Genomic DNA, 23,346 nt, shown 5'->3' on the forward strand with positions numbered 1-23,346 from the left:
GAAGCTTGTCGGCGGTGGAAGAATAGGTGTTGGCGGTCACTTTGCCGGCGCATAAAATTGACTGCGCGACCTCTTCCGTTTTGCTTGGATGCGGTGCAGGGTTCCGCACAGGGCTTTCCAGCCGCAGGTGGCCGCTGTTCGTCGGGGATTTCCCCGCGACCGGTAAAAGCGCGTGATGAGGGAAACGCCCGGTGCGGACCTTATGCGGTCTCGGCCGAACCGTCCGTGCGGGGCGGCTGGAAGCGGCCGAGGGCTTCGTCGAAGGTGTTGGCGAACTGGAACAGGTGCGCCAACCCGCTGATGTCGAAGACCTGGAAGATGGTGTAGTGGACGGAGGAAAATACCACCAGCCCATCCTTGCCGGTGACGAGGCTGTGGTGGCGCCACAGCAGCCGGAGGCCGGAGCTGTTGATGTAGGTGACGCCGGCAAAGTCGATCAGCGTGTTGCTTCCGCCGGTCGCGAGCCAGCCGTCGAGCACCTCGCCCAGCTGGCCGCAGCCCAGGGTGTTCAGCTGGCCGGTCAGGTTCACGGTCAGGATGTCGCCGAGGGTGGCATGCTTGATGTCGAGCATCAGGCCTCGCTCTCCTTACCCGGATACAAGCCAAGCGAGGGCGTGGGCCGTGGCGATACACCGTTGCGCAAGCCCATCCTCATTTCGTCCCTGTCACCTTGCGCCACCTTGGAGCCATGACACCTCGCAGGACGGCCCATCCCAAATCGCTCCCGCTCCATGACATGCTAACGTGAACCGACACGGAATCGGCAGGTTCAGGCCAGCCTCCGGGGGTTGTTAGCACAGACGGGGTTTTTCGGCTCCATGGCGCCTCTCAAGATCCTTTCCCTCGATGGCGGGACCCGGCCGCTGATCACCTGCCACCTGCTGCGGCGGCTGCTGGACCAGCAGCCCGGATTGCTGGAGGACGTGGATGTCTTCGCCGGGACCTCCGCCGGCGCCGTTACCTGCGCCATCATCGCCGTGTCCGACACGGTGCGCGAAGGGGTCGAGCGCTCCATCGCATTCTGGCAGCTCTGGCACCCGTTCGAGGGGGCGGGGCCGTTCAGCCCGCGCACATTGGCGGCCATGTCCGGCCTGTCCGCATTCCTGACCCACGAGAAGCTCTACCAGCACCTGCGGGAGCTTCTGGGCGAGGTGCGCCTGCACGATGTCCGGCGCCGGCTGCTGATGCCGGCGGTGGCCGTCGACAACAAGGTGGGACTGAAGGAATATCACCACTGGTCCATTGAGTTTCATCACAATCTCGGGGTGCAGGAGCTGCCGGTTTCGCCGCTGCTGGCCGACATCGCGCTCCATTCCAGTTCCATCCCGGTGCTGCACCCGGTGTTCCAGGGGCGGGTGGACGGCGGCCTTTATGCCAACAATCCCAGCATGTGCGCCCTCACCATGGCCATGGATTTCCTGGCCGCCGACATCGCCACCACCATGGTCCTTTCGGTCGGGCAGGGGCAGGCCAACAGCTACATGGCGCTGCCGGGTGGCGACGTGGGATACGGCGGCTGGCTGCTGAACTTGGAGCGGCCGCTCGCCCTCATCAAGCTGGTGATGGAAGCCAATCTGCAGGCCACCACCTATCAGGCCAGCCGGATCCTGGAAGACCGCTTCGTGCGCCTCGATCCGTTCCTGGCTACCGACCTGGAGCCGGAGGCCGCCGTCCCGCCCGAACTCTTCAACCAGCGGCAGGAGGATATGGCGGAGAAGGCCGATATCGGCGCCGCCATCGCGCAACTGGAGGAGATCGGCTGGATTGCGGCTCAGGCGCCGATTGAAACGGCGCCGCCGGGAACCGGCGCGTCCGGGTCATGACTTGGTCCCGGGCGGGTTTGCCCCAGGCGGGTCGGACCCAAGCGGGTTGGACTCAAGCGCGTTGGACTCGGGCCGGTTGGCCACGTCGGACAATTCCTGCTCCGGCAGCAGCCGGATGAGCGCGAACGCCAGCGCCGCCACCACGCCGGCGGCGGCGAAGATGGTGACCATGGCCCACTGGTAGTCGGCAAGCACCATCGCTTGCGCAGCCGGGCTCAGCTGGGACAATTGCCCGAGCCCGATATTGTCCATGTCCTGCGCGCCGCCGCCGGCCGGCAGCAGCCCGCCCGCCTGAATGGCGAGGATGGCGCCGGCCGCCGCGATGCCGAAGGCGCCGCCGAGGGACCGGAAGAAGCCCGCCGTGGACGTGGCGGTGCCGATGTCCTCGTGGGCCACCGCGTTCTGGTAGGCCACCGTCAGGCCGGGCATCAGCAGGCCCAGCCCGGCGCCGAGAGGAAACAGCAGCGCGCCCAGGAGGTAGGGGGAGGGCAGGGCATAGGCCGCAAGCGCCAGCGCGAACAGGGCGAGCGTCGCGACGCCGACGCCGGTGACCGCGAACACCTTGTAGCGCCCGGTGCGGGTGATGGCCCGCCCGCCATACAGCAGCGACAGCATCAGCCCGGCCGCGGAGGGCACCATGGCGATGCCGGAGGCGGTGGGCGAGAGCCCGCCGGCGAGTTGCAGGTAGAGCGGCATGAAGGCGAGGGCGCCGAATACCGCGATGGTGACGAGCGTCGCGACCCCGGTGGCGATCAGCCAGACTGAGTTGCCCACCATGGCGAGCGGAATGAGGGGCTCTTTCGCCCGCGCTTCGATCGGCCCCAGCAGCAGCGCCAGCACCACGGCGGCGACGGCGAGGCTGATGACGATGGGGGAGGTCCAGCTGCCGTGGCTGCCCTGGTTCAGCGCCATCAGCACGCAGCTGGTGGCGGCCATGATGACGACGAAGCCGAGAACATCGATGCGGTGGCTGGTGGTGCGGACGCCCGGCGGCAGGCCCATCCACAGCAGGGTCAGGGCGGCGGCGCCCAGCGGCAGGTTCACGTAGAAGATCCACCGCCACGACCAGAATTCGGCGATGACGCCGCCCAGCGGCGGCCCGGCGAGGCTGGCGATGGTGAACACCGCGCCGAACAGCCCCTGGTAGCTGCCGCGCCGCCGCGGCGACACCAGGTCCGACATGGTGATCTGGGTGAGCGTCATCAGCCCGCCGGCGCCGACGCCCTGGATGGCGCGGCCGAGGATGAGCTGGTTCATGCTCTGGGCGAGGCCGCTGAAGGCCGAGCCGGCGAGGAACAGCAGCACCGCGATGGTGAGCAGCGGCCGGCGGCCATACATGTCGCTGAGCTTGCCGTAGAGCGGCGTTGCGGCGGTGCTGGTGAGGAGGAAGATGGTCAGCACCCAGGTCAGGCTGTCGAGGGCGCCGAACTCGCTGGAGATCAGCGGCAGGGCCGGGCCGACGATGTTGGCGTCGAGCGAACTCAGCGCCAGCACCAGCAGCAGCCCGGCCAGCACGCGGTGGAATTTGTCCGGAGGTAGCGCGATGGCGGCGTCTTCGCTCGCGGCCGGGAGGGGAGCGGGTGCGCTCACGAGCGGGATCCTGTGGGCGCGGCGCATGTCGCTTCGGCAGTACGCGCCGCCTCGGCGCAGGCGAGGAGCAGGTCCGCCACATCCTGTGGAACATCGATCATGGCATCGTGCCCGCTTGTCAGCTCCCGGATGGTGAAGCGCGGATCCTTGGCGAGCTGCGCCGCGATGTCCCGGAAGTCGGGCGCGGGGAAGCGCAGGGTGCAGGCATAGGCCAGAACCTTGATCTCCATCCAGGCGCCGGTCAGCACCGCCGGATCGGTATAGGTGCGCAGCGCCTGGGGCACGCAGCGCCGGTCGACCCAGGCCACGTCCTCGGGCGCGGCCAGCGCATAGAGGGCGGCGGGGGCGGGGGGCAGCACCGGGCCGCGCGGCGTCTCCACCACGCGGGAGACGATGGCCTCGCGGCGCTCGGGGCTGTCGAGATCGAGCAGCGAGCGGCCGTCCTGCGGCAGCAGGGCGTCGAGAAAGACGAGGGCGCCGATCTTTTCCGGCACGCGGTCCGCGACCTGCGTCGCCACCGCGCCGCCATAGCTGTGGGCGCACAGCACGATGTCGGCCAGTTCCTCGGCCTCGATCACCGCCAGCACGTCGTCCACATGGGTGGCGAGGCCCACGTCGGGCGAGAGCAGGTGGGCACGGTCGCCGAGGCCGGTAAGGGAGGGCGCGAACACGCGGTGGCCCTCGCCGGCAAGGATCGCGACCACGCGCCGCCAGCACCATCCGCCGTGCCAGGCGCCGTGCACGAGGAGAAAATCAGCCATTGTCAGGATCTCGGCGGCAGCGATGATGTCGGGGCCCAGGGTGGGGGCTATAGTCACACCAGTTGGGTCGTTTTCTCAAGGTGGGTTCGGGGGATGCCGCCGCGTCGCGCGCTGCGGACAGCTTCCGAAGCGGGGAGGGGGAGATGAAGCCGCATATTCTGCTGATGGGTGAGGCCGTGACCCTGACCCATGTGGTCCGCCCCACCCTGCTCGCCGATGCGCTCCATGCCGCCGGCTATGGGGTGACCTTGGCGTGCGATCCGCGCTTCAACGCCCTCATCGGCCCGCGCCCCTACCGCACCATCGCCCTGAAATCCTCCATCGATCCCGCCACCAGCACCGCGCTCTTGAAGCAGAACCAGCCGCTGTTCAGCGTCGAGACCTTCAACGCCTATGTGCGCGAGGACGTGCGCCTGATGCGGCTGGTTCAGCCGCAACTGGTGGTGGGCGACATGCGCCAGTCCCTCGCCATCAGCGCGCAGCTCACCAAGGTGCCCTATGTGAACATCATCAACGCCCACTGGAGCCCGTGGTCGGACGAGCCGTTCGCCCTGGTCGACCATCCGCTCCACAAGGTGCTGGGCCGCGACACCGGGGACCGGCTGCTGTCGCTGCTGACGCCGCTGGGCTCCATGATGATGGCGCTGCCTATCAACATTGCCGCCCTCAACAACGGGGTCGCGCCAATCGGGGCGGGGCTTCGGGAGACCTTCTGCGCCGGGGACTATGTGGTCTATCCCGACATTCCGGAGCTGAGCCCCACCCGTCCCCTGCCGCCGAACCACCGCTATATCGGCCCCCTCGACTTCAGCCCGCAGATGGCGCCGCCACCGTGGTGGGACGCGGTGCCCGGAGACAAGCCGGTCATCTATGTCAATCTCGGCAGCTCGGGCGAGCCGGCTCTCCTGGAGGCGATCCTGGCCGGGCTTGCCGACTTTCCGGTCACGGTGATCGCGGCCACCGCCCATCCCGGTGCCGTTCTGGAGGTACCTGTCAACGCCTTCGTTGCCGATTACCTGCCGGGGGATGCGGCGGCCGCCCGCGCGGCGCTTGTCATCTGCAATGCCGGCGCCTCCAGCGGATGCCAGGCGCTGATGGCTGGAACGCCCTTCCTCGGCATCGCCAGCAACACGGACCAGTTGTCCTACGGCACCATGGTGGCCAAGACCGGCGCGGCGGAAAACCTGCGGGAGGACGAGGTGACCGTCGAGCGCGTGCGCGAGACGGTGGCGCGCATGTTGGCGTCGCCGGGATACCGCGAGGCAGCCCAATGCCTGAAGCAGGATCTGGCCCGCTACGACGCCAAGGCGAACTTCGTCGCCTTCGTCGGGGAGATCCTTGCGGCGCCCCTCAAAGCGTTTTCAAGCGAAGTGGACACCGGTTCGCACGCAGAAAACGCATCAACACGAGAGCCCACGGCGGCCCCCTTGAGCTGAGGCGAACGGAAAAAGCTCTAGGAGCGCTGTTTGATCAGCACCCCGGCCGCCACCACGGCGATGGCCAGGACCGCGAGGCCGGTGGGGGTGGTGACGATCTCCCCCTGCCGCCCCAGCAGCACCGCGCAGATCATAGCGCTGCCGGCCAGCACCGCGACGCCCAGCCGGTTGGCCGCGCGGGTGAGCTGGCGGATGTCGTCGCGGCGGCGGTCGGCACCGTCGGTGCGGATGCGCAGCTTGCCGCGCTCCAGCGTGGTGAGCAGATTGTCGAGCCGCATGGGCAGCCGGACGGTGGCCGAGACGAGGCGCTTCAGACGGTCGGAATCCGGCTTCAACTCGTCCGCCACCAGCCGCTGGGCCAGCGGCATGAAGCGCTCGGCGGGATCGAAGGCGGCATCGATGCCCGCCACCGTCCCCGAGCAGATGCCCATGGCGCGGAACACGAACAACAGCTCCGCCTTCATCTTCATGGGCGAGTTGTAGAGCAGGGTCTGGTATTCCTCCGACAGCTCGGCGAACGGCGTCAGGTCCTTCTTGCGCACCTGACCCACCAGAGCGTGGGGAAACTTGTTGATCAGCGCCGCGGTCATGCGCTCCAGTTCGTCGAGGTCGGTGTCGGGCAAGAGCAGGTCGCCCTCCACATAGGACTGGACGATGGTGTAGGCGTCGCGGGCCACCATGCCGGTGGCGTAGGTGGTGAGCGAATGGCGCAGCCGCTCGGGGATCTCCACCGCCATGCCGAAATCGATGAACACCACCTGGAACGGCCGGTTGGCCACGTGCGGAATGTGCACCCGCCCCGAGGCGAGGCTGAAGGGCGGCCAGCTCGCCGCGCTCTCACCGTCCGCCGCCAGCGGCCGCACGAACAGATTGCCGGGGTGCGGATCGGCGTGAACGAAACCGTGCCGGAATACCTGGTCGAGGTAGCAGTCCATCAGCTTGCTGGCGACGCGGCGGCGGTCGATACCGGCGGCCTCGAAGCCCAGCACGTCGTGTATGGGGAAGTAGGAGACATCCTCCATGGTCAGGGTGCGCCGGCCGCTGCGGGACCAGTAGATGGTGGGCGTGTGGATGGCGGGTTCGTGGGCGAACTCGCGGGCGAAGCGTTCGCAATTGCGGGCCTCGGCGACGAGGTCCAGCTCACGGTAGGTCACCGCCGTGAACTCGCTGGCCAGAAGGTCGAGGTCCACCCGGCGGCGGATGCTCTCCAGCCGCTTGAGCTGGCGGATGAACTGGCCGACGATTTCGAGGTCGCTGGCGACGATGGCATCGATGCCCGGCCGCAGCACCTTCACCACCACCGGCTGGCCCTCCGGCAATACCGCCCGGTGTGCCTGCCCGAGCGACGCCGCGCCGATGGGCTCCTCATCGAAGCTGCGGTAGAGGCCAGTGATGGGGAGGAGAAAATCCTCTTCGATCTGCGCGATGATCTGCGGGCCCGGCACGGGGGGCACCGCATCGCGCAGGTCGGCCATCACGTGGGTGACCTCCTCGGGCAGGAGGTCGACGCGGGCGCTGACATACTGGCCGAGCTTGATGAGCACGCCGCCCAGGCGCTCGGCCTCGCGGCGATATTGCCGGGCGAGGGCGGCCCAGCGCGGAGCGGGCGGGCGGCGAAGCCGCTTCAGCGGCCCGCGCGTCATCACGATGTCCCAGAAGAAAATGTGAAGCGCGATGCGCAGGAACAGCCGCCGGACCGCGCGGGCCCGCTGCTGGTCGGTCAGGGCGGGCGCCGCCGGGGACTGCGTCGCCTGGGGCATCAGTTGAAGTCCAGGGGCAGGGTGCGCCGCTGGATCATTTCCTTGACCATGGCGATGTCGCCGTCCTGGCGCCGGTCGCGATCATTGAAGGGCACCCTGGCTCGCACCGCGTCGCGCAGAAGCCGGCTGCGGACATGGCAGCCCTCGCCCCGGCGCAGGTCCACCGCCTGCACCAGCGCCAACAGGCAGATGGCGGCCACCGTCTCGGTCAGCTCCAGCACGCGCAGGCTGTCACGGGCAGCGATCGTGCTCATGCTGACCTTGTCCTGGTTGTGGTTCTCGGTGCTGCGGCTGAAGACGCTGGCCGGCATGGTTGCCTTCAACGCTTCCGCGGTCAATGCGGAAGCCGCGATCTGCATGGCCTTGAAGCCGTGGTGCGCCCGGTGCCCGTCGCCGTCCGTGCCCACCAGGTTTTCCGGCAGCCCGTTGCTGGTCGAGGCGGAGCAGAGAAGCGCGAGCTGGCGGTCCAGGAGATCGGCGATGTTGGCCGTGGCGTTCTTCAGGCCATCGGCCACGAAGCAGGCGTGGCCGCCATAGAAGTTGCCGCCGAACAGCGGGTCGCCGGTCTCCGGGTCGATCAGCGGGTTGTCTGAGGCGCCGTTCAGCTCGGTCTCGATCCAGGGCTTCATCCAGTCCAGCGCGTCGATCAGCACCCCCACCACATGGGGGGCGCAGCGGATGGAATAGCGATCCTGCAGCCGGCCCTGGTGCACGGTGCCTTGCCGGTATTCGATGTCCTCGGCGATCCAGGAGGCGCACAGCATCTGGCCGGGATGGGGCTTGGCTGCGAAGATGCGCGGATCGAAATGGGCGGGGTTGCCGCGCGTCACGTCGCTGGCGAGCGCGGTAAGCGCCGCCGCCAGCCGCGCCAGCCAGCGGGCGCGCTCGAAGGCAAGGGCCGTCAGCGCCACCGAGACGCTGGTGCCGTTCATTATGGCGAGGCTTTCCTTGGGCGCCAGAGCGATGGGGGTGATGCCCGCCCCCCGCATGGCCTCGGCCGCCGGAAGAACCTCGCCGCCGCTGTAGACCTCGCGCTCGCCCATGACCACGGCTGCCACATAGGACAGGGGGGTCAGGTCGCCGCTCGCCCCCACCGAGCCTTCGCTCGGGATGGCCGGGAGGATGCGGAGGTCCAGCAGCGCCGCGAGGCGTTCGATCACCTCGAACCGCACGCCGGACCAGCCGGCGGACAGGGAGGCGATGCGCGCCAGCAATACCGCCGCCGCCTCGGTTTGCGAGAACAGCGCACCGGTGCCGCAGCCGTGGAAGCGCACGAGATTGGCAGACAGCTCATCGGTCAGGTGCACCGGCACCTCGGTGACCACCGATTCGCCAAATCCGGTGGTGACGCCGTAGATCCGCTCGCCCGCGGCGATGCGCTGACCCAGCAGGCCGGAGCCGGCCTCGATGCGCTGGCGAAATGCAGCGGAGCCATCCAGCGCGACGCGGCTCGTGCCCTGGGCCACCGCCCAGACATCAGCCGGCGAAAGGCGCTGCGCACCGACGAGGATCACAGGGGTCCGATGAACGTTCATGCGCTTGAATCACTCGATGCGGCACGGCCTCGGGCGCGAGACTAGAGCGCGATCCGGGCAAATTGAACCAGTTTGGTCGGCGAATCGCGCTCAAAATCAGAAAGGGAAAACGCGACATCGGGCGGCCGGGGCCAAGATTGCGTTGCAGTGTGGCGGATGGCGGGGATATCTGTTCAGCTGCGGAAAAACGACGGTGACCCCGAAGGGCCGTCCAAGCCGCAAGATTTGCGATGACTGTCCGGAATGCCAGGGGCTCGCGTTGCAATATTATACCGCCATCATCCTCCATTGCGTTGTCGCCAGATGAATGCCGAACCTTCGCCCTGGTTTCTGGGGGGCGCGACGCGGGGAGGCCGTCGCCTGCGCCTGTTCTGCCTGCCCTTCGCGGGCGGCAATGCCAGCGCCTATACGCAGTGGCAGGCGGCCATCGATCCCGCCATCGAGGTGGTGCCGGTTCAGCTGCCGGGCCATGGCGGGCGGATCCGCGAGGCGCCGCTCCAGGCCATGGACGACATGGCGCAGGGGCTGGCCGATGCGATGGTGCGCCGGCTTGATCTGCCCTATGCCGTGTTCGGCCACAGCATGGGCGCGCTGCTCGCCTTCGAAGCCTTGCGGCGGCTGAGGGAGCGGGGAGCCTTGATGCCGGCGGCGCTGTTCGTCTCGGCACGACGCGCGCCCCACTTGCCGCCGTCCCGTCCGCCGTTGCACGTTCTGTCCGACGCCGAGCTGGTCGGTGAACTGCGCGCCCTGAACGGGACGCCCGACGTGGTGCTGGCGGATCGCGAACTGCTGGACCTGCTGCTACCTGTGATCCGCGCCGATCTCAAGGCGGTTGAAACCTACCGTTTTCGGGAGGCGCAGGCGTTCGATTTCCCCATTCACGCCTTTGGTGGTGCGCGGGATTCGATCGATGAAGAGGATTTGCGGGCCTGGTCGCGATACTCGACCTCCGGGTTCAGCCTGAGGATGTATGCGGGCGATCATTTTTATTTGAATGACCATCGCATGTCCCTGCTGCGGGCCCTGGAATCTTTGTGCCGGATTACGCATGGGGAAGTCCTGTCCTGATCCCTGGCGACGTGTGGATGGCGCCCGCGCCACGGCGTTCGTCCTCCTCATGAAGGCTGGCGCGGGCAGGGTGGACAGAGCCGGTTCGTCAGGAGTGCCGCATGGTAAGGATCGAACGGGCGCGGCGCGATGCGGCCTGCGCATGAGATGTGTCGCTTGACGTCGGCGTGGCCGGTTTGTAGCGTTGCCGCAAGACGATAAAGACTTGAGTTAAAACACATTTTCCTGGGATGGGAAGCCTAGATCGGGGGCGATTTCTTGAACGTCGCCAGCATTTTCGCCCATATGCCCGACGACAGGCCCTGCCTGTTGTTCGACGGCGCGACTCAGTCCTATGCCCATGTCCGGGCCCAGGCTGCCGGCGTGCGCGCACGGCTTCTGGCCGAAGGCATCGGGCGCGGGGACTTCGTGGCGCTGGTGCTGCCAAACGGGCCGGACTTCGTGGCCAGCTACCTCGGCGTGCTGAGCCTGGGGGCCGTGGCGGTCTGCATCAACCCCATGCTCGCGGAAGCCGAAACCGCCTTCATCCTTGCCGACAGCGCGTGCCGGATCGCTGTCGCGGAGGGGGATGTCGCCGCGCGGTTGTCCCTCAGCGGTCTGCCCGTGCTTGATGCCGGCACCGCCGCCACCGGGACGTGGGCGGTGGAGGATGTGGCGGACAACCATCCCGCCGTCGTCGTCTATTCCTCCGGCACCTCGGGCCGCCCCAAGGGGGTGATGCTGTCCCACGGCAACGTGGCGTTCACCGCCCGCTCCAAGGTGCGCTACATGGGCGTCACCGGCGCCGACCGTCTGCTGCTGTTCCTGCCGCTGCATCATTGCTTCGGCCAGAACGCCATCCTCTGGCCCGCCCTCGCCGCCGGCGCCTGCGTGGTGCTCCAGCGGCGGTTCGACCGCGCGGCCGTGCTGCAATCGCTGCGCGCGGATGGCGTAACCATGGTGTTCGGCGTCCCCACTACTTTCCTTGCTCTGGAAGGCCGCATCACTGCGGCCGACGGCCCCCGCGTGCGCTACTGGTTTTCCGCCGCAGCGCCTTTGCCACTGGAGGTGGAGGAGCGCTGGCACCGGCACATGGGCCTGCCCATCCACCAGGGCTACGGCCAGACCGAGTGCTCGCCCTTCGCCACCTACAACCACGCCCACAGCCTGCGGCGCGGGAAGGTCGGCACCGCCATCGACGGGGTGGACCTGCGCATCGTCGATCCGGCCGATGGCCGCGACCTGCCGAAGGGCGAGGCAGGGGAGATCGTGCTGCGCGGCCCCAACGTCATGCTGGGCTACCTGAACCGGCCGGCGGATACCGCGAAGGCCATCCGTCAGGGGTGGCTGCACACCGGCGACATCGGCCGTCTGGATGCCGACGGCTACCTCTCGGTGGAGGACCGGCTGACGGACCTCATCATCATTGGCGGCCGCAACGTCTATCCCGCCGAGGTAGAGAATGCGCTGTATTCCCACCCCGCCGTGGCCGAGGCGGCAGTCTATGGCGTCGCCGACCCGTTCCTCGGCGAGGAGGTCTGGGCCAATGTGGTCCTGAAGCCCGGCGTCAGTATCGGCGCGCAGGAGTTGGAGGCGGTCTGCCGGCGGAGCCTTGCCGCCTACAAGGTGCCCACGGCCATCACCTTCGTGGACGTCCTGCCGCGCAACCCCACGGGCAAGATCCTGAAGCGCGAGTTGCGCGCTGCAGCCGCCCGGCCGGCGGCTCAAGACCTAGGGCGCCGGGTGCGCGGCACGGATCAGGAGGGTTCGGACCTTGAAGCCTGGGTGCGCGACTGGCTCGGCCGCCATCTCAGCCTGTCCCCCGGCGCCATCGAGCGCGACCGCGCCTTCGCCGAATACGGGCTGGATTCGGTTCTGGGTGTCGCTCTGGCGCGTGAGCTTGCCGCGCCGCTCGGGCGGCCCGTGGACCTGACCGTGGTGTGGGAGGCATCGACCCTTGCCGGGTTGCTGGCGCGCCTGCGCGGAACCGCCACCGCCCCGGACGCGGCCTGCTGCCCCGTCCCTGCGACCACATAGCCGGGCCATGGCGGAGCCCCTGACATCGCGCGATGGTCCCCCGGAGGCTTCCCCTTCCTTCCACGGGGCGCCCATCGCCATTGTCGCCGCCGGCTGCCGCTTTCCCGGGGGTGCCGACGATCTGGACGCCTACTGGCGCCTGCTGCGCGAAGGGCGAGACGCGGTGCGCCCCGTGCCCGCCGACCGCTGGGACGTGGACGATCCCGGCGCCGCGCGGGCGTACGCGCGGGACATGGCCAGCCTTGATGACATCGCGGGGTTCGACGCCGGCTTCTTCGGCATCTCCCCGCGGGAGGCGGCGTCCATGGACCCGCAGCATCGCCTGCTGCTGGAAGTGGCGTGGGAGGCTGTGGAGCGCGCCGCCTGGTCGCCGCAGGCTTTGGCCGGATCGAGCACCGGCGTGTTCGTGGGCATCTATTCCGACGATTACACCCAGGAGCGGCTCTATCGCCGCGCCGCGGACCAGATCGACGGCCATGCGGGCCTTGCCATGATGCGCAGCCTCGCTGCCGGCCGCATCGCCTATGCGCTGGATCTTCATGGTCCGGCCATGGCGCTGGATGCGGCCTGCGCCTCGTCCCTGCTCGCCATCCATCTCGCCTGCCGCAGCCTGCGCGCGGGGGAATGCGACCGGGCGCTGGCGGGCGGGGTCAATCTCATCCTGTCGCGCGAGATCACGCTGGGCCTCTGCCAGATGAAGGCGCTCTCGCCTACCGGGCGCTGCCGCACCTTTAGCGCCGATGCCGACGGTTTCGTGCGGGGCGAGGGCTGTGGCGTGGTGGCCCTGCGCCGCCTGGATGACGCAGCGCGCGACGGAGATCCGGTGCTGGCGGTGATCCGGGGCTCGGCGGTGAACCATGATGGGCGCAGCAACGGCATTTCCGCGCCCAACGGTACCGCGCAGCAGGCGGTGATCCGCGCCGCGCTGGCCGATGCCGGCATCCCCGCCCGCTCGGTGGGCTATGTGGAAGCCCACGGCACCGGCACCATGCTGGGCGACCCCATCGAACTGCGCGCGCTGGGCGCGGTCTACGGGGCGGAGCGCGCCGCGCCGCTGCTGGTGGGGTCGGCCAAGACCAATTTCGGCCATCTGGAAGCGGCGGCCGGGGTGGCGGGCTTCCTCAAGGTGGTGCTGGCGCTGCGACATGGGGAAGTGCCGCCCAACCTGCATTTCTCGGCCCCCAACCCCTATGTGCCGTGGGACGCTCTCGGCCTCGCGGTGCCCACCGCGCCTGCGGCTTTCCCGGCCGATGGCCGGATGCGCGGCGCGGTGAGCGCCTTCGGCATGAGCGGCACCAATGCCCATGTGATCCTCGAAGCCGCGCCGGCGCTGGCGGAGGCGCCCGCGCCGCGCCGGTCCGGCTACATCGCCGCCCTGTCCGCCAAGACCGAGACCGCGCTGCGGGCGCTGGCGGCCCGCCACGCGCAGGCCCTCGCGGCGCGGCCTGAGGCCGATCCCGGCGCGGTGGCCCTGACCCTGAATGCCGGGCGCGGCCGCTTCCCCGTCCGGGCCGCCGTGCCGTTTGCGGACCTGGGCGAGCTGGCCGTCGGGCTGGATCACCTGGCGGACATGGCCGTCGCTCCGGCGCGCCGGCCGCAGGTGCTGTTCACCTGCGCCGATGGCACGGACCTGCCCGCCGATAGCGGACGCGCCCTGATGGCGAGCGATCCGGCCTTTGCCGCCGCGGTCGCGGCCTGTGCCGAGGCGGGTTTGCCCTCCGCGCAAGATGGGCCGGCCTTCGTGATGGCCTATGCGCTGGCTGCCCTGTGGCGAAGCTGGGGCCTCGCCCCCGATCGCATTGCCGGGCAGGGCGCCGGCGAGGTGGTCGCCGCCTGCCTCGCGGGCGTCCTCTCGCTGGCGGATTCCGGCGCCCTGTTGCGCGCCCGGCAGGCGGCGCTGGTGCGCACGGACGTGGAGGCGGGCCGGCTCGATTTCATCGCCGCCGTGCGCGGCCTCGCCCTGAAGCCGCCCACGGTGCCGCTGGTCTCGGGCCTGCTCGGCCGCGAAGTCGCAGCCGAGGTCACCAGCCCCGCCTACTGGTGGGCCCAGCTGACGGGCGCACCAGCGCCGGCGGCGGAGGCACCGCCGGACACGTTGGTGATCCCCATCGCGCCATCCGGCGCCGTCTGGGAGGACATCGCCTCGCGTCTTGCGGCTGCGCATCTGGCGGGGCTCGATCCGGACTGGGCCGCGGTAGACGCGCCGCGCCGGCGGCTTTCGCTGCCCACCTATCCGTTCGAGCACGGCAGCTATTTCATCCCGCGTCCCGATTCCGTCTCGGTGAATGGGCCGCGCGGCCTTGCCGGCAGCCGCGTCGACCTCGCCGGACGCGATGAGGTGCGCTTCACCCTCATCCTCGGCGGCGAGCGCCACCGTTTCTTGCTCGACCACCGGTTCGGCGGCCGGGCGACCTTCCCGATGGCTGCCTTCGCCGAGGTCGCGCTCCAGAACGGGCGGGCGGCTCTGGGGGCCGGCACCGGGATCGAGGATCTGGCGATCCTGCGCCCGTTGGTGCTGCCGGACCGGGACGGGGTTGAGCTTCAGGCCGTCGTCGGCGCGGACGGGGCCTGGCAAGTCTTTGCACGCGACGTTGACGGAAGCTGGACCCTTCATGCGACCGCACGGCTCGTGTTGGCGCCTGAGCCGGAAGCGGCGTGGGACGCCGGCCTCGCCGCTCCCGCCAACCCCACGCCGGGTGCCGCCGTCTATGGCGGGCTGACCCAGTTCGGATTCGACTACCGTCCGGCCTTTCGCGGCCTCAAGGACCTCGCAATGGTCGCCGAGGGCGTCATCGCCCATGCGGAGCTGCCGAAGGAAAGCGGAAGCGCCGTCGACTATCTCCTCCACCCCGCGCTGCTGGATGCGTGCCTCGTCGCCTCAAGCGCGATCCTGCCGCAGCTCGGGCCGGGCGTGACCTGGATGCCGAGGGGTATCGGACGGGCGATGGTCTTTGCTCCGGCCGGCGGTGCCGTCACCTCGACGCTCCGCCTCAGGGATGATCCCGCCGCGCGGACTTGCCACGTGGATCTGATGCTGCGCGACGCAGCCGGGCAGCGGGTCGCGCAGCTCGACGGCGTGGCCTTCGCCCGGATCACCCATGGCGCGGAGGTGGAGGACGAAGGCCTCGCCACCCAGCCGGAGCTCCTGCGCCTGCGCTGGCAGCGGGGGAACCTGTCCGCTCCCCCCGTGCCGCGCCTGTTCGCGCTGCTGGGCGACGATCCCGCGCTGGTGCGTAAACTGGCGACTGCGTTGACGGAGCGCGGGCAGATGGTGGCGGATCGTCCCCCCCCATGGGACGCGGGCGCCGATGCCTTCGCCGGCTGGATTTCCGACCTGCGGGCAAGGGCGCCCGACGGCCGCTGCCATCTCGTTTTCCTCGCTACCACGCCGGCCGATCCCGGCGCGGCTGAGGTGCCGACCTCCCACCTTGGCCTGCTGCGGCTCATCCAGGCGGCGGGCCGCTCGGCCCAGCGCGCCACGCTGCGGCTGGATGTGGTGACGCGCGGCACCCAGCGCGTGGCGGGGGAGCCGGTGACCGGCGTGGCAGAGGCAGGCCTGTGGGGGCTGTCGCGGGTGGCGGCGGCGGAATATCCCGACCTCGGCCAGACCCGCATCGATCTCGACCCCGAGGCGGGGGAGGCGGACCTGTCCGATCTCGCCGCCTGCCTCGTCGCTGCGCCGCCGGGTGAGGACCTGGCCCTGCGCCGGGGCGTGTGCTTCGCGGCGCGGCTGGTGGCCGATCGCCCGGTCGAGCCGGAGCATCCCATTGAACTCCCGCAAGTCGACGGCCGCCCGCCCGGCGACGGCGAAGTCATCATCGACGTGGTGGCGAGCGGTCTCAATTTCCGCGACGTGCTCCACGGCATGGGCCTGCTGCCCGACAGCGCCGACAACATGCCCTATGGGCTGGAATGCTCGGGCGTCATCGCCGCCGTGGGGCCCGGCGTCGAGGGTCTCGCCGTGAACATGCCGGTCATGGCCGGCCTCACCGTCGGCAGCCTTGCCGGGCGGGTGCGGGTGCCGGCGGCGTTCGTGGTGCCGAAGCCGGAGAGCCTGTCGTTCCGCGATGCCGCGACCTTGCCGCTGGCCTTCCTCACCGCCCACTACGCCCTCGACCGCCTGGCCGGCCTGAAGCGTGGCGAGCGGGTGCTGATTCATGCGGCGGCGGGCGGCGTCGGGCAGGCGGCGATCCAGGTGGCGCAACGGGCCGGAGCGGAAATCTTCGCGACCGCGAGCCCCGCCAAATGGGGCCATCTGCGCCGCCACGGGGTGACCCACCTGTTCAACTCGCGCACCGCCGACTTCGCCGACGAGATCCGCCGCCTCTCCGGCGGGCGTGGCGTGGATGTGGTGCTGAACAGCCTCTCCGGCGAGGCCATCGCCGAGAGCTTCGCGGCGCTTGCCGATGGCGGCCGCTTCATCGAGATCGGCAAGATGGGCATCTGGAGCGCGGCCGATGTGGCGGCGCTTAACCGCGACATCGCCTATCACCCGTTCGATCTGTGGGATATCAAGCAGGACCAAGGCCTTATTGCGCAGATGATGGGCGAGATGGTCGCCCGCCTCGCCGATGGCACGCTGGTGCCGCTTCGCTCCGAGCTGTTCGCCATCGCCGATGCCGGTGCTGCCTTCCAACACATGGCCCGGGCGCGGCACATGGGCAAGATCGTGCTGTGGCAGGCGGCGGCGCCGGCCGGCGACATGGTGCGGGGCGACGCGACATTCCTCGTCACCGGGGGGCTCGGCGCGCTGGGCCTTCATGCGGCGTCCTGGCTGGTGCGCCACGGCGCGCGCAGCATCGCTTTGGTGGGCCGCAACGCGCCGGGCGAGGCGGCGCGGGAGGCCGTGGAGGCGCTGCGCCGGACCGGGGCGCGGGTGGAGGTCTTCCAGGCGGACGTGGGCGAGCCGGTGGCGGTGGACCACCTGCTGGCGGCTGTGCGGGAAAAAATGCTTCCCCTGCGTGGGCTTATCCATGCCGCCGGGGTGCTCGACGACGCCTTGCTGGTGAACCAGGGCCCGGCGCATTTCGCCAAGGTCCTCGGCCCCAAGCTGCGGGCGGCGTGGCTGCTGCATCGGGCGACCCTCGACGAACCCCTGGAAATGTTCGTTCTCTACGCCTCGGCGTCGGGCCTTCTGGGGCTGCCGGGGCAGGCTAATTACGCCGCCGCCAACACCGCCCTGGACGCCCTCGCCGAGCATCGCGCCAGCCTCGGCCTGCCCGCGCAGGCCATCGACTGGGGGCCGTGGGCGGGGCCGGGAATGGCGCAAACGCTGGATTCTGACGGTATGGGTCGGATCTCGCCCGCGGCCGCTGCAGCGCTGCTGGGGCAGCTCATGGTGCGACGCCCCGGGCATGTGGCGGTGCTGCCCACCGGCTGGCAGGCCGGGCTTGCGAAAGGCCTTGGTCCAACAGGACTTCTGGCGGGATTTGCCGCCGCCGACCCGCCACGGCATGGGGGGCCGGCCACTCCGCCATTCCGCGCCAGGCTGGAGGCGGCGGGGGGCGCGGAACGAGCGCGCCTGCTGCGCGCCCATGTCCGGCAACTCGTTGCCACGGCACTGGAGTTTCCAGCGCCTGAGGCGGTGGATCCGGCGCGGCCGCTGGAGGACATGGGCTTTGATTCCCTCATGAACATGGAACTCAAGGCGGCGCTTGAGCAGGATCTGGGCGTCCTGCTCAAGGCCACCCTGGCCTACGATTATCCGAGCATCGACGCTCTGGTGCGCCACCTCGTCGACGAGGTGCTGGGCTGGCGGGAGGAGGCTCCCGCCAACGCCCCCGCCGCGCCGCAGGACGATGCCGAAAGCGCGCTCCTCGCCGAGCTCAACGCATTGAAATATTGAGGCGAAATCCATGCCCGACCGCACCGCCGGCAGCTCTGCGACCACCACCGAACGGGCGTTGCGCGCGATCCGCGACCTGCGCGCCAAGGTGGATGTGCTTGAGCGCCGGCAGGGCGAGCCGGTGGCCATCGTGGGCATGGGATGCCGCTTTCCTGGCGCCGCAGACCTCTCGGGGTTCTGGGACCTTCTGGTTCGGGGCGAGGACCCCCTTGGCCCGGTGCCGCCGGACCGCTGGAACATTGACAGCCTCTACAATCCCGACCCACAGGCGCGCGGCAGGACGGTGAGCCGCGAGGGCGGCTATCTGCCGAACCTCGACAGGTTCGACGCCGACTTCTTCGGCATCACCCCGCGCGAGGCGCCGTTCATCGATCCGCGCCAGCGGCTGGTGCTGGAAACCGCCTGGGAGGCATTGGAGGATGCCGGCATTCCGGCCGACCGCATCGCCGGCTCCCTCACTTCGGTGGTGGTGGGCACGCTGACCAACGACTACAACCAGCTGATCACGGCGGACGACCGCTGGGTCAGCGCTGCCACCGGCACCGGCACCTCCAATTCCATCATCGCCAATCGGCTGTCCTATGTGCTGGACCTCCACGGCCCGAGCCTCACGGTGGACACCGCCTGCTCGGGCTCGCTCTTGGCGCTGCACCTTGCCTGCCAGACCCTGCGCAATGGCGAGGCGACGCTCGCCCTGTGCGGCGGGGTGGCGGTGAATCTGGTGCCGGCGCCGGACATCTGCTTCTCGCGCATGGGGGCGCTCTCCCCACGCGGGCGCTGCCACACCTTCGATGCCGCCTCCGACGGCATGGCGCGCTCGGAAGGCGCCGGCATGGTGGTGCTGAAGCTGCTGTCGCAGGCTGAGGCCGACGGCGACCGGATCTATGCCCTGATCCGCGCCAGCGCGGTGAACCATGACGGGCGCAGCAACGGCATCGCCGCCCCCAACGGGCAGGCGCAGGAACGGCTGCTGCGCGAGGCCTATGGCAAGGCCGGCATCGCGCCCGGCCGGGTGCAATATGTGGAGGCCCACGGCACCGGCACCATCGTCGGCGACCGCATCGAGCTGCAGGCCCTGGCCAAGGTGCTGGGCACCGATCGCGCACCGGGACACGGCTGCGTGGTGGGCTCGGTGAAGAGCAATATCGGCCACACCGAATCTGCCGCCGGCATCGCCGGCATCATCAAGACCGCGCTGGCGCTGAAGCACCGCCTGCTGCCGGGAAATCTGCATTTCGAGACCCCCCATCCGGCCCTGTCCGAGGCGCCTTTCGCGCTGCAGGTGCGCACCGCCGCAGGATCTTTTCCCGCGCCGGACCAGCCGATCATCGCCGGGGTCAGCGCCTTCTCGTTCGGCGGCGCCAATGTGCATGTGGTGCTGGAGGAGGCGCCGGCGGTCCTCGACCCGCCCACCGTCTCCGCGCCTACCGTCTCCGCATCTGCCGAAGCCGCGACGGCCTATGTGCTGCCCCTGTCGGCGAAATCGCCGGATGCGCTCACGGCTCTGGCCCGGTCCTATGCGGCCTTCCTGCGGGCGCCCGATGCGCCAGCGCTTACCGACATCTGCGCCACCGCTGCCCTGCGCCGTACGCCCCACGCCTTTCGCCTTGCAGTGGCCGCTACCAGCCGGGAGGAGATGGCCGACCGGCTGGAGGCCCATCTCGCCGGCGAGGACGCGCGCCATGTGGTCCCCGGCACCGCCGTCGATGGCGAGGCCGGCATGCCGCTGGCCTTCGTCTTCTCCGGACAGGGCTCCCACTGGCTGGGCATGGGCCGCGACCTCTATGCCGCCGCGCCCGCCTTTCGCGCGGTGATCGACCGGCTGGATGCGCTGGTACGCACCGAGGCCGGCTGGTCCCTCGTAGACGAGATGAACGCGGCGCCGGACGCCTCGCGCCTCGACGACATCGATGTGGTGCAGCCCGCGATCTTCGCCATGCAGGCGGGCCTCGTAGCCCTGTGGCGGGCGCTCGGCGTGGTGCCGGAGGTCGTGATCGGCCAGAGCATGGGCGAGATCCCCGCGGCCTTCGCCGCCGGCATCCTCTCGCTGGAGGATGCGGCGCGGGTCATCCTCGCCCGCAGCCGGCTGCTGCGCACCAAGCGCGGGGCGGGCGCCACCGCCGTTGTGGGCCTGCCGGCGGCGGAGGTGGAAGCCGCGCTGGCGCCGCAGGCCGACCGGCTCGCCGTGGCCGGCGTCACCAGCTTCGCCTCCACCCTCATCGCCGGGGATGGCGATGCGCTCAAAGCCTATCTGGCGGAGCTGGAGGCAGCGGGCATCTTCGCCCGGCTTTTGGAGAATGTGGACGTGCCGGCCCACAGCCCGGCCATGGACAGCCTGCGCCCGGCGCTGGAAAAAGCCCTCGCCGGAATAGCGCCCCAGTCGGCGCAGGTGCGGTTCCTCTCCACGGTGACGCTGAAGGACGAGCCCGGCCCGAACCTTGATGCCGCCTATTGGAGCCGCAACCTGCGCGAGCCCTTCCGCGTCGCCGATGCGGTGGCCAGGCTCTCCCTCGAGCGGGCGCATCTGTTCCTCGAAATCAGCCCCCATCCGGTGCTGGTGGGGGCGCTGCGCCAGATCCTCCAGCATGTGGGCGCGGACGGCGTCGCGCTGGGCAGCCTGACGCGGGAGGGGGACGGCGCGCTGGATCTCGCCACCGCGCTCGGCGGGCTGTGGGCCAACGGTTTGGCGGTGGACTGGGGTCGCGTGCTGCCCGCGGGGCGCTGCGTGTCGCTGCCGGCCTATCCCTGGCAGCGCGTACATTTCTGGGTGGACCAGATCGCCGCCACCACCGGCGGTTCGGCCGGCGCGCGCAAGGCGGGCAGCCATCCTTTGCTCGGCGCGCCGTTCGCGGCGGCGCAGGGCGGCGCGCACTTCTGGGATGGGGAGATCGACAGTTCGAGCCTGCCGTGGCTGCGCGACCATGCCCTCTCCGGCGTGCCCGTCTTGCCCGGCGCGGCCTATCTGGAGATGGCGCTGACGGCCGTGCGAGAGGCGTTGCCGAGGCAGGCTCTGGTGCTGGAAGATGCCCGCTTCGAGAAGATGCTGCTGTTGCCCGAGGGCGAGGCGCGCCGCCTGCAGGTGACGCTGACCCGCACCGGCGGCGATGGCGCTGAGGTGGCGGTGCTGAGCCGACCTGTTCAGGGCGAGGATGACTGGACCCTGCATGCGCGCATCGGCGTGCGCCGCTCTGGCCCCGAGGCGCCGGCCGGCCCCGTGCCGGTGGTGGATGAGGCCGCCGAGCCCGTCGATCTCGCCGGCTTCTACCGCCAGTTTGCTGCCGGGGGGCTCGATTATGGCCCGGCTTTCCGGGGCGTGCGGACGCTGCGGGCCGGCGCCACCGATGCGTGGGCGGAAGTGGCGCTGCCGGAGGGCCTGTCCGACACCGCCTTCGGGCTCCATCCGGCGCTGCTGGACGGGGCGTTCCAGGTGGTGGCTGCCATCGGGACCGAGGGGGACGGCGCGCGGCCGGTCTACCTGCCGCAGGGGGTGGGCAGGCTGGCGCAGCTTGCGGCGGTGCCGGCGCGGGTCTTCGTCCATGCACGGCTGGTATCAGATGCGGTGCCCGGCGCGCCGCGCCTTGCCGCCGACCTCACCCTGAGCGATGCGGACGGCACAGTGGTGGCGCGCGTCACCGGCCTTGCCCTGCGCCGGGTGGACGAGATGCGGCCGCGGGCCAGCGCGTCCCTGCGCGACAGCCTCTATCATCTGGAATGGCACGAACGCACGCGCGCGTCACACACAGCGTCGGCCGATGCCGCCGGCCTGTGGCTGCTTTCAGGGGTGCCGGGCGCCGTGGCCGACAGCCTCGCCGCGACCCTGCGCCAGCGGGGCGGGGAGGTGCGCCTGCTCGCGCCCTGCGCGGATCTGGCGGCCGACATCGCCGCGGCCGGTGCCGCCCTGCGCGGCGTGGTGCTGCTGGAAGACGGGGCGGGCGGCACGGATGTGCCGGAGGCCGTGTTCGAGGCGGTGGCGGGGCGCGCGCTTCCGGCGGTGAAGGCGCTGGCGGAAGGGGCGGGAGGGGCGCGTCTGTTCATCGTCACCCATGGGGCAATCGCCTGCGATGGGGCGGACCCGGCGCCCGATCTGGTGGCAGCGCCGCTTTGGGGCTTCGGCCGGGTGGTGGGCCTCGAGCATGCGGAAATCTGGGGGGCGCAGATCGATCTTGATCCCGCCGACCCCGCCGGCTCCTGCGTGGAGGCGGCCGACGAGATGCTGGATCTTGGCGCCGACCGGGATATCGCCGACCGGGAAATCGCATTGCGCGCCGGCCGGCGGCGGGTGGGCCGGCTCGCCCGCCTGCCGAAGCCAGATATTGCCGCCGGCCCGGTGCTGCTGCGGCCGGATGCGAGCTATCTGGTCACCGGCGGCCTCACCGGACTTGGCCTTGAGACTGCGCGCTTCCTGGTGGCGCGGGGCGCCCGGCGGCTGATCCTCATCGGCCGCACGGTCCTGCCGCCGCGCGCGGACTGGGCGGCGCTGCCCGGCGAAAGCGAGGCCGGCCGGCGCGTCGCCGCCGTGCGGGGGCTGGAACAGCTGGGCGCTTCCGTGCGGGTGGAGGCGTTCGACGTGGCGGATGAGGCGCGCCTCGCCGCCTTCCTCGCCGCCTATCGGGCCGAGGCGCACCCGCCCATCCGCGGCGTGGTGCATGCGGCGGGGGTGATCCAGGACGCCCTGCTGCTGCGCATGACCGGCGAAGACATTGCCGCCGTGATGCGGCCCAAGGTGGCTGGCGCCCTCGCGCTCCACCGGCAGACGGGAGATCTGCCGCTCGATCATTTCGTGCTGTTCTCCTCCGCCTCCTCGGTGTTGGGGCAGGTGGGGCAGGCCGGCTATGGCGCCGCCAACGCCTTCGAGGATGCGCTGGCCGCTCACCGCCGCGCAGCGGGCCTGCCGGCCACCGCCATCAATTGGGGGCCGTGGGCGGACATCGGCCTGTTCGCGCGCCTTGGCCTTGCCGACCGGGCCGGGCTGTCGGGCGTGGAGCCCATCGCGCCGGAACAGGGCATGGCGGCCCTCGACCACCTCGTGGCCCGGGGGGAGACGCAGGCGCTGGTGCTGAACGCCGACTGGGCGCAGGTGCCGGCCTCGGCGCGGCTGGAGCTGGTTCAGGCGGCGGCCGCGCCCGATACCCCCTCCACGAGCGCCGGCATCGCCGACTTGCTGCTGATGGCGCCGGCCGAACGCAAGGCGGAGCTGCGCGCGCGCCTCGGCGCTATCGTCGCCGCCGTGCTGCGCTTCGATGCGGACAAGCTCGACCACCGGCGGGCGCTGACCACCTTGGGCATGGATTCCATCATGGCGGTGGAAATCCGCAACCGCGTCAGGCGCCAGTTCGACCTGACGCCCAGCATCGTGGACCTGTTCACCGGTTCGGTGGCGCGCCTTGCCGACTGGCTGGACGGGGAGCTCGCCGCCGACGATCGCCTCAAGGCCCTGCTGGACGAGATCGAGGACCTGCCGGAAGCGGAAGTCGAGGCGCTGCTCGCGTCCGGGCAGAAGGTGGCCTGATCC

Annotated in this window: 11 protein-coding genes; 6 read left to right on the forward strand and 5 right to left on the reverse strand. The window is 70.3% G+C overall.

All coding sequences use genetic code 11. The annotated features are described in order from the left end of the window. Positions 1-200: 200 nt before the first annotated feature. Positions 201-572 (reverse strand): STAS domain-containing protein, encoded by a 372-nt coding sequence (locus V5F66_RS00455; RefSeq protein WP_012113018.1) that lies wholly within the window; start codon positions 570-572, stop codon positions 201-203. Between the two features lie 246 nt (positions 573-818). On the opposite strand from V5F66_RS00455, the gene V5F66_RS00460 reads away from it, so the two are divergent. Next, positions 819-1,823 carry a patatin-like phospholipase family protein gene (locus tag V5F66_RS00460; RefSeq protein ID WP_012113019.1) on the forward strand — a complete coding sequence of 335 codons (1,005 nt, stop codon included), beginning with the start codon at positions 819-821 and terminating at the stop codon, positions 1,821-1,823. On the opposite strand, the gene V5F66_RS00465 is transcribed toward V5F66_RS00460, so the two are convergent. Both V5F66_RS00465 and V5F66_RS00470 read right to left on the reverse strand, forming a co-directional pair. After that, on the reverse strand, positions 1,818-3,413 hold the full coding sequence (locus tag V5F66_RS00465; protein WP_394092961.1) for an MDR family MFS transporter: 1,596 nt from the start codon (positions 3,411-3,413) through the stop codon (positions 1,818-1,820). The two genes, V5F66_RS00460 and V5F66_RS00465, sit on opposite strands and share 6 nt — an antisense overlap. Continuing rightward, positions 3,410-4,174: an alpha/beta fold hydrolase gene (locus tag V5F66_RS00470; RefSeq protein ID WP_394002437.1), complete on the reverse strand. Its 765-nt coding sequence runs from the start codon at positions 4,172-4,174 to the stop codon at positions 3,410-3,412. The genes V5F66_RS00465 and V5F66_RS00470 overlap by 4 nt, the downstream gene beginning before the upstream one ends. A 143-nt stretch (positions 4,175-4,317) precedes the next feature. On the opposite strand from V5F66_RS00470, the gene V5F66_RS00475 reads away from it, so the two are divergent. Continuing rightward, positions 4,318-5,610 (forward strand): glycosyltransferase, encoded by a 1,293-nt coding sequence (locus V5F66_RS00475; protein WP_394002439.1) that lies wholly within the window; start codon positions 4,318-4,320, stop codon positions 5,608-5,610. Positions 5,611-5,627: 17 nt separating this feature from the next. Here the strand turns inward: V5F66_RS00475 and V5F66_RS00480 are convergent, their stop codons facing one another. After that, the gene (locus V5F66_RS00480) at positions 5,628-7,370 is read right to left on the reverse strand and encodes an ABC1 kinase family protein (RefSeq protein WP_394002441.1); all 1,743 of its coding nucleotides are present in this window, start codon (positions 7,368-7,370) and stop codon (positions 5,628-5,630) included. Beyond that, a complete protein-coding gene (locus tag V5F66_RS00485; protein ID WP_394092962.1) occupies positions 7,370-8,905 on the reverse strand; it encodes an HAL/PAL/TAL family ammonia-lyase in 1,536 nt (511 codons plus the stop codon). The genes V5F66_RS00480 and V5F66_RS00485 overlap by 1 nt, the downstream gene beginning before the upstream one ends. A gap of 303 nt (positions 8,906-9,208) precedes the next feature. On the opposite strand from V5F66_RS00485, the gene V5F66_RS00490 reads away from it, so the two are divergent. The 4 genes from V5F66_RS00490 to V5F66_RS00505 all read left to right on the forward strand — a co-directional run bounded on the left by V5F66_RS00490 (position 9,209) and on the right by V5F66_RS00505 (position 23,343). Continuing rightward, entirely contained in the window at positions 9,209-9,973 is a 765-nt protein-coding gene (locus V5F66_RS00490; protein WP_394006260.1) for a thioesterase II family protein, read from the forward strand. 258 nt (positions 9,974-10,231) lie between these two features. Beyond that, positions 10,232-11,989, forward strand: coding sequence for an AMP-binding protein (locus tag V5F66_RS00495; RefSeq protein WP_394092963.1), 1,758 nt, complete (start codon positions 10,232-10,234; stop codon positions 11,987-11,989). Between the two features lie 7 nt (positions 11,990-11,996). Next, positions 11,997-17,834, forward strand: coding sequence for an SDR family NAD(P)-dependent oxidoreductase (locus tag V5F66_RS00500; RefSeq protein ID WP_394092964.1), 5,838 nt, complete (start codon positions 11,997-11,999; stop codon positions 17,832-17,834). A 10-nt stretch (positions 17,835-17,844) separates the two neighbouring features. Further along, a complete protein-coding gene (locus V5F66_RS00505; RefSeq protein WP_394092965.1) occupies positions 17,845-23,343 on the forward strand; it encodes a type I polyketide synthase in 5,499 nt (1,832 codons plus the stop codon). Positions 23,344-23,346: the final 3 nt, after the last annotated feature.

Origin of the sequence: Xanthobacter versatilis (genome assembly GCF_043193975.1) — a bacterium.
In the GTDB taxonomy this organism is placed as follows: domain Bacteria; phylum Pseudomonadota; class Alphaproteobacteria; order Rhizobiales; family Xanthobacteraceae; genus Xanthobacter; species Xanthobacter autotrophicus_E.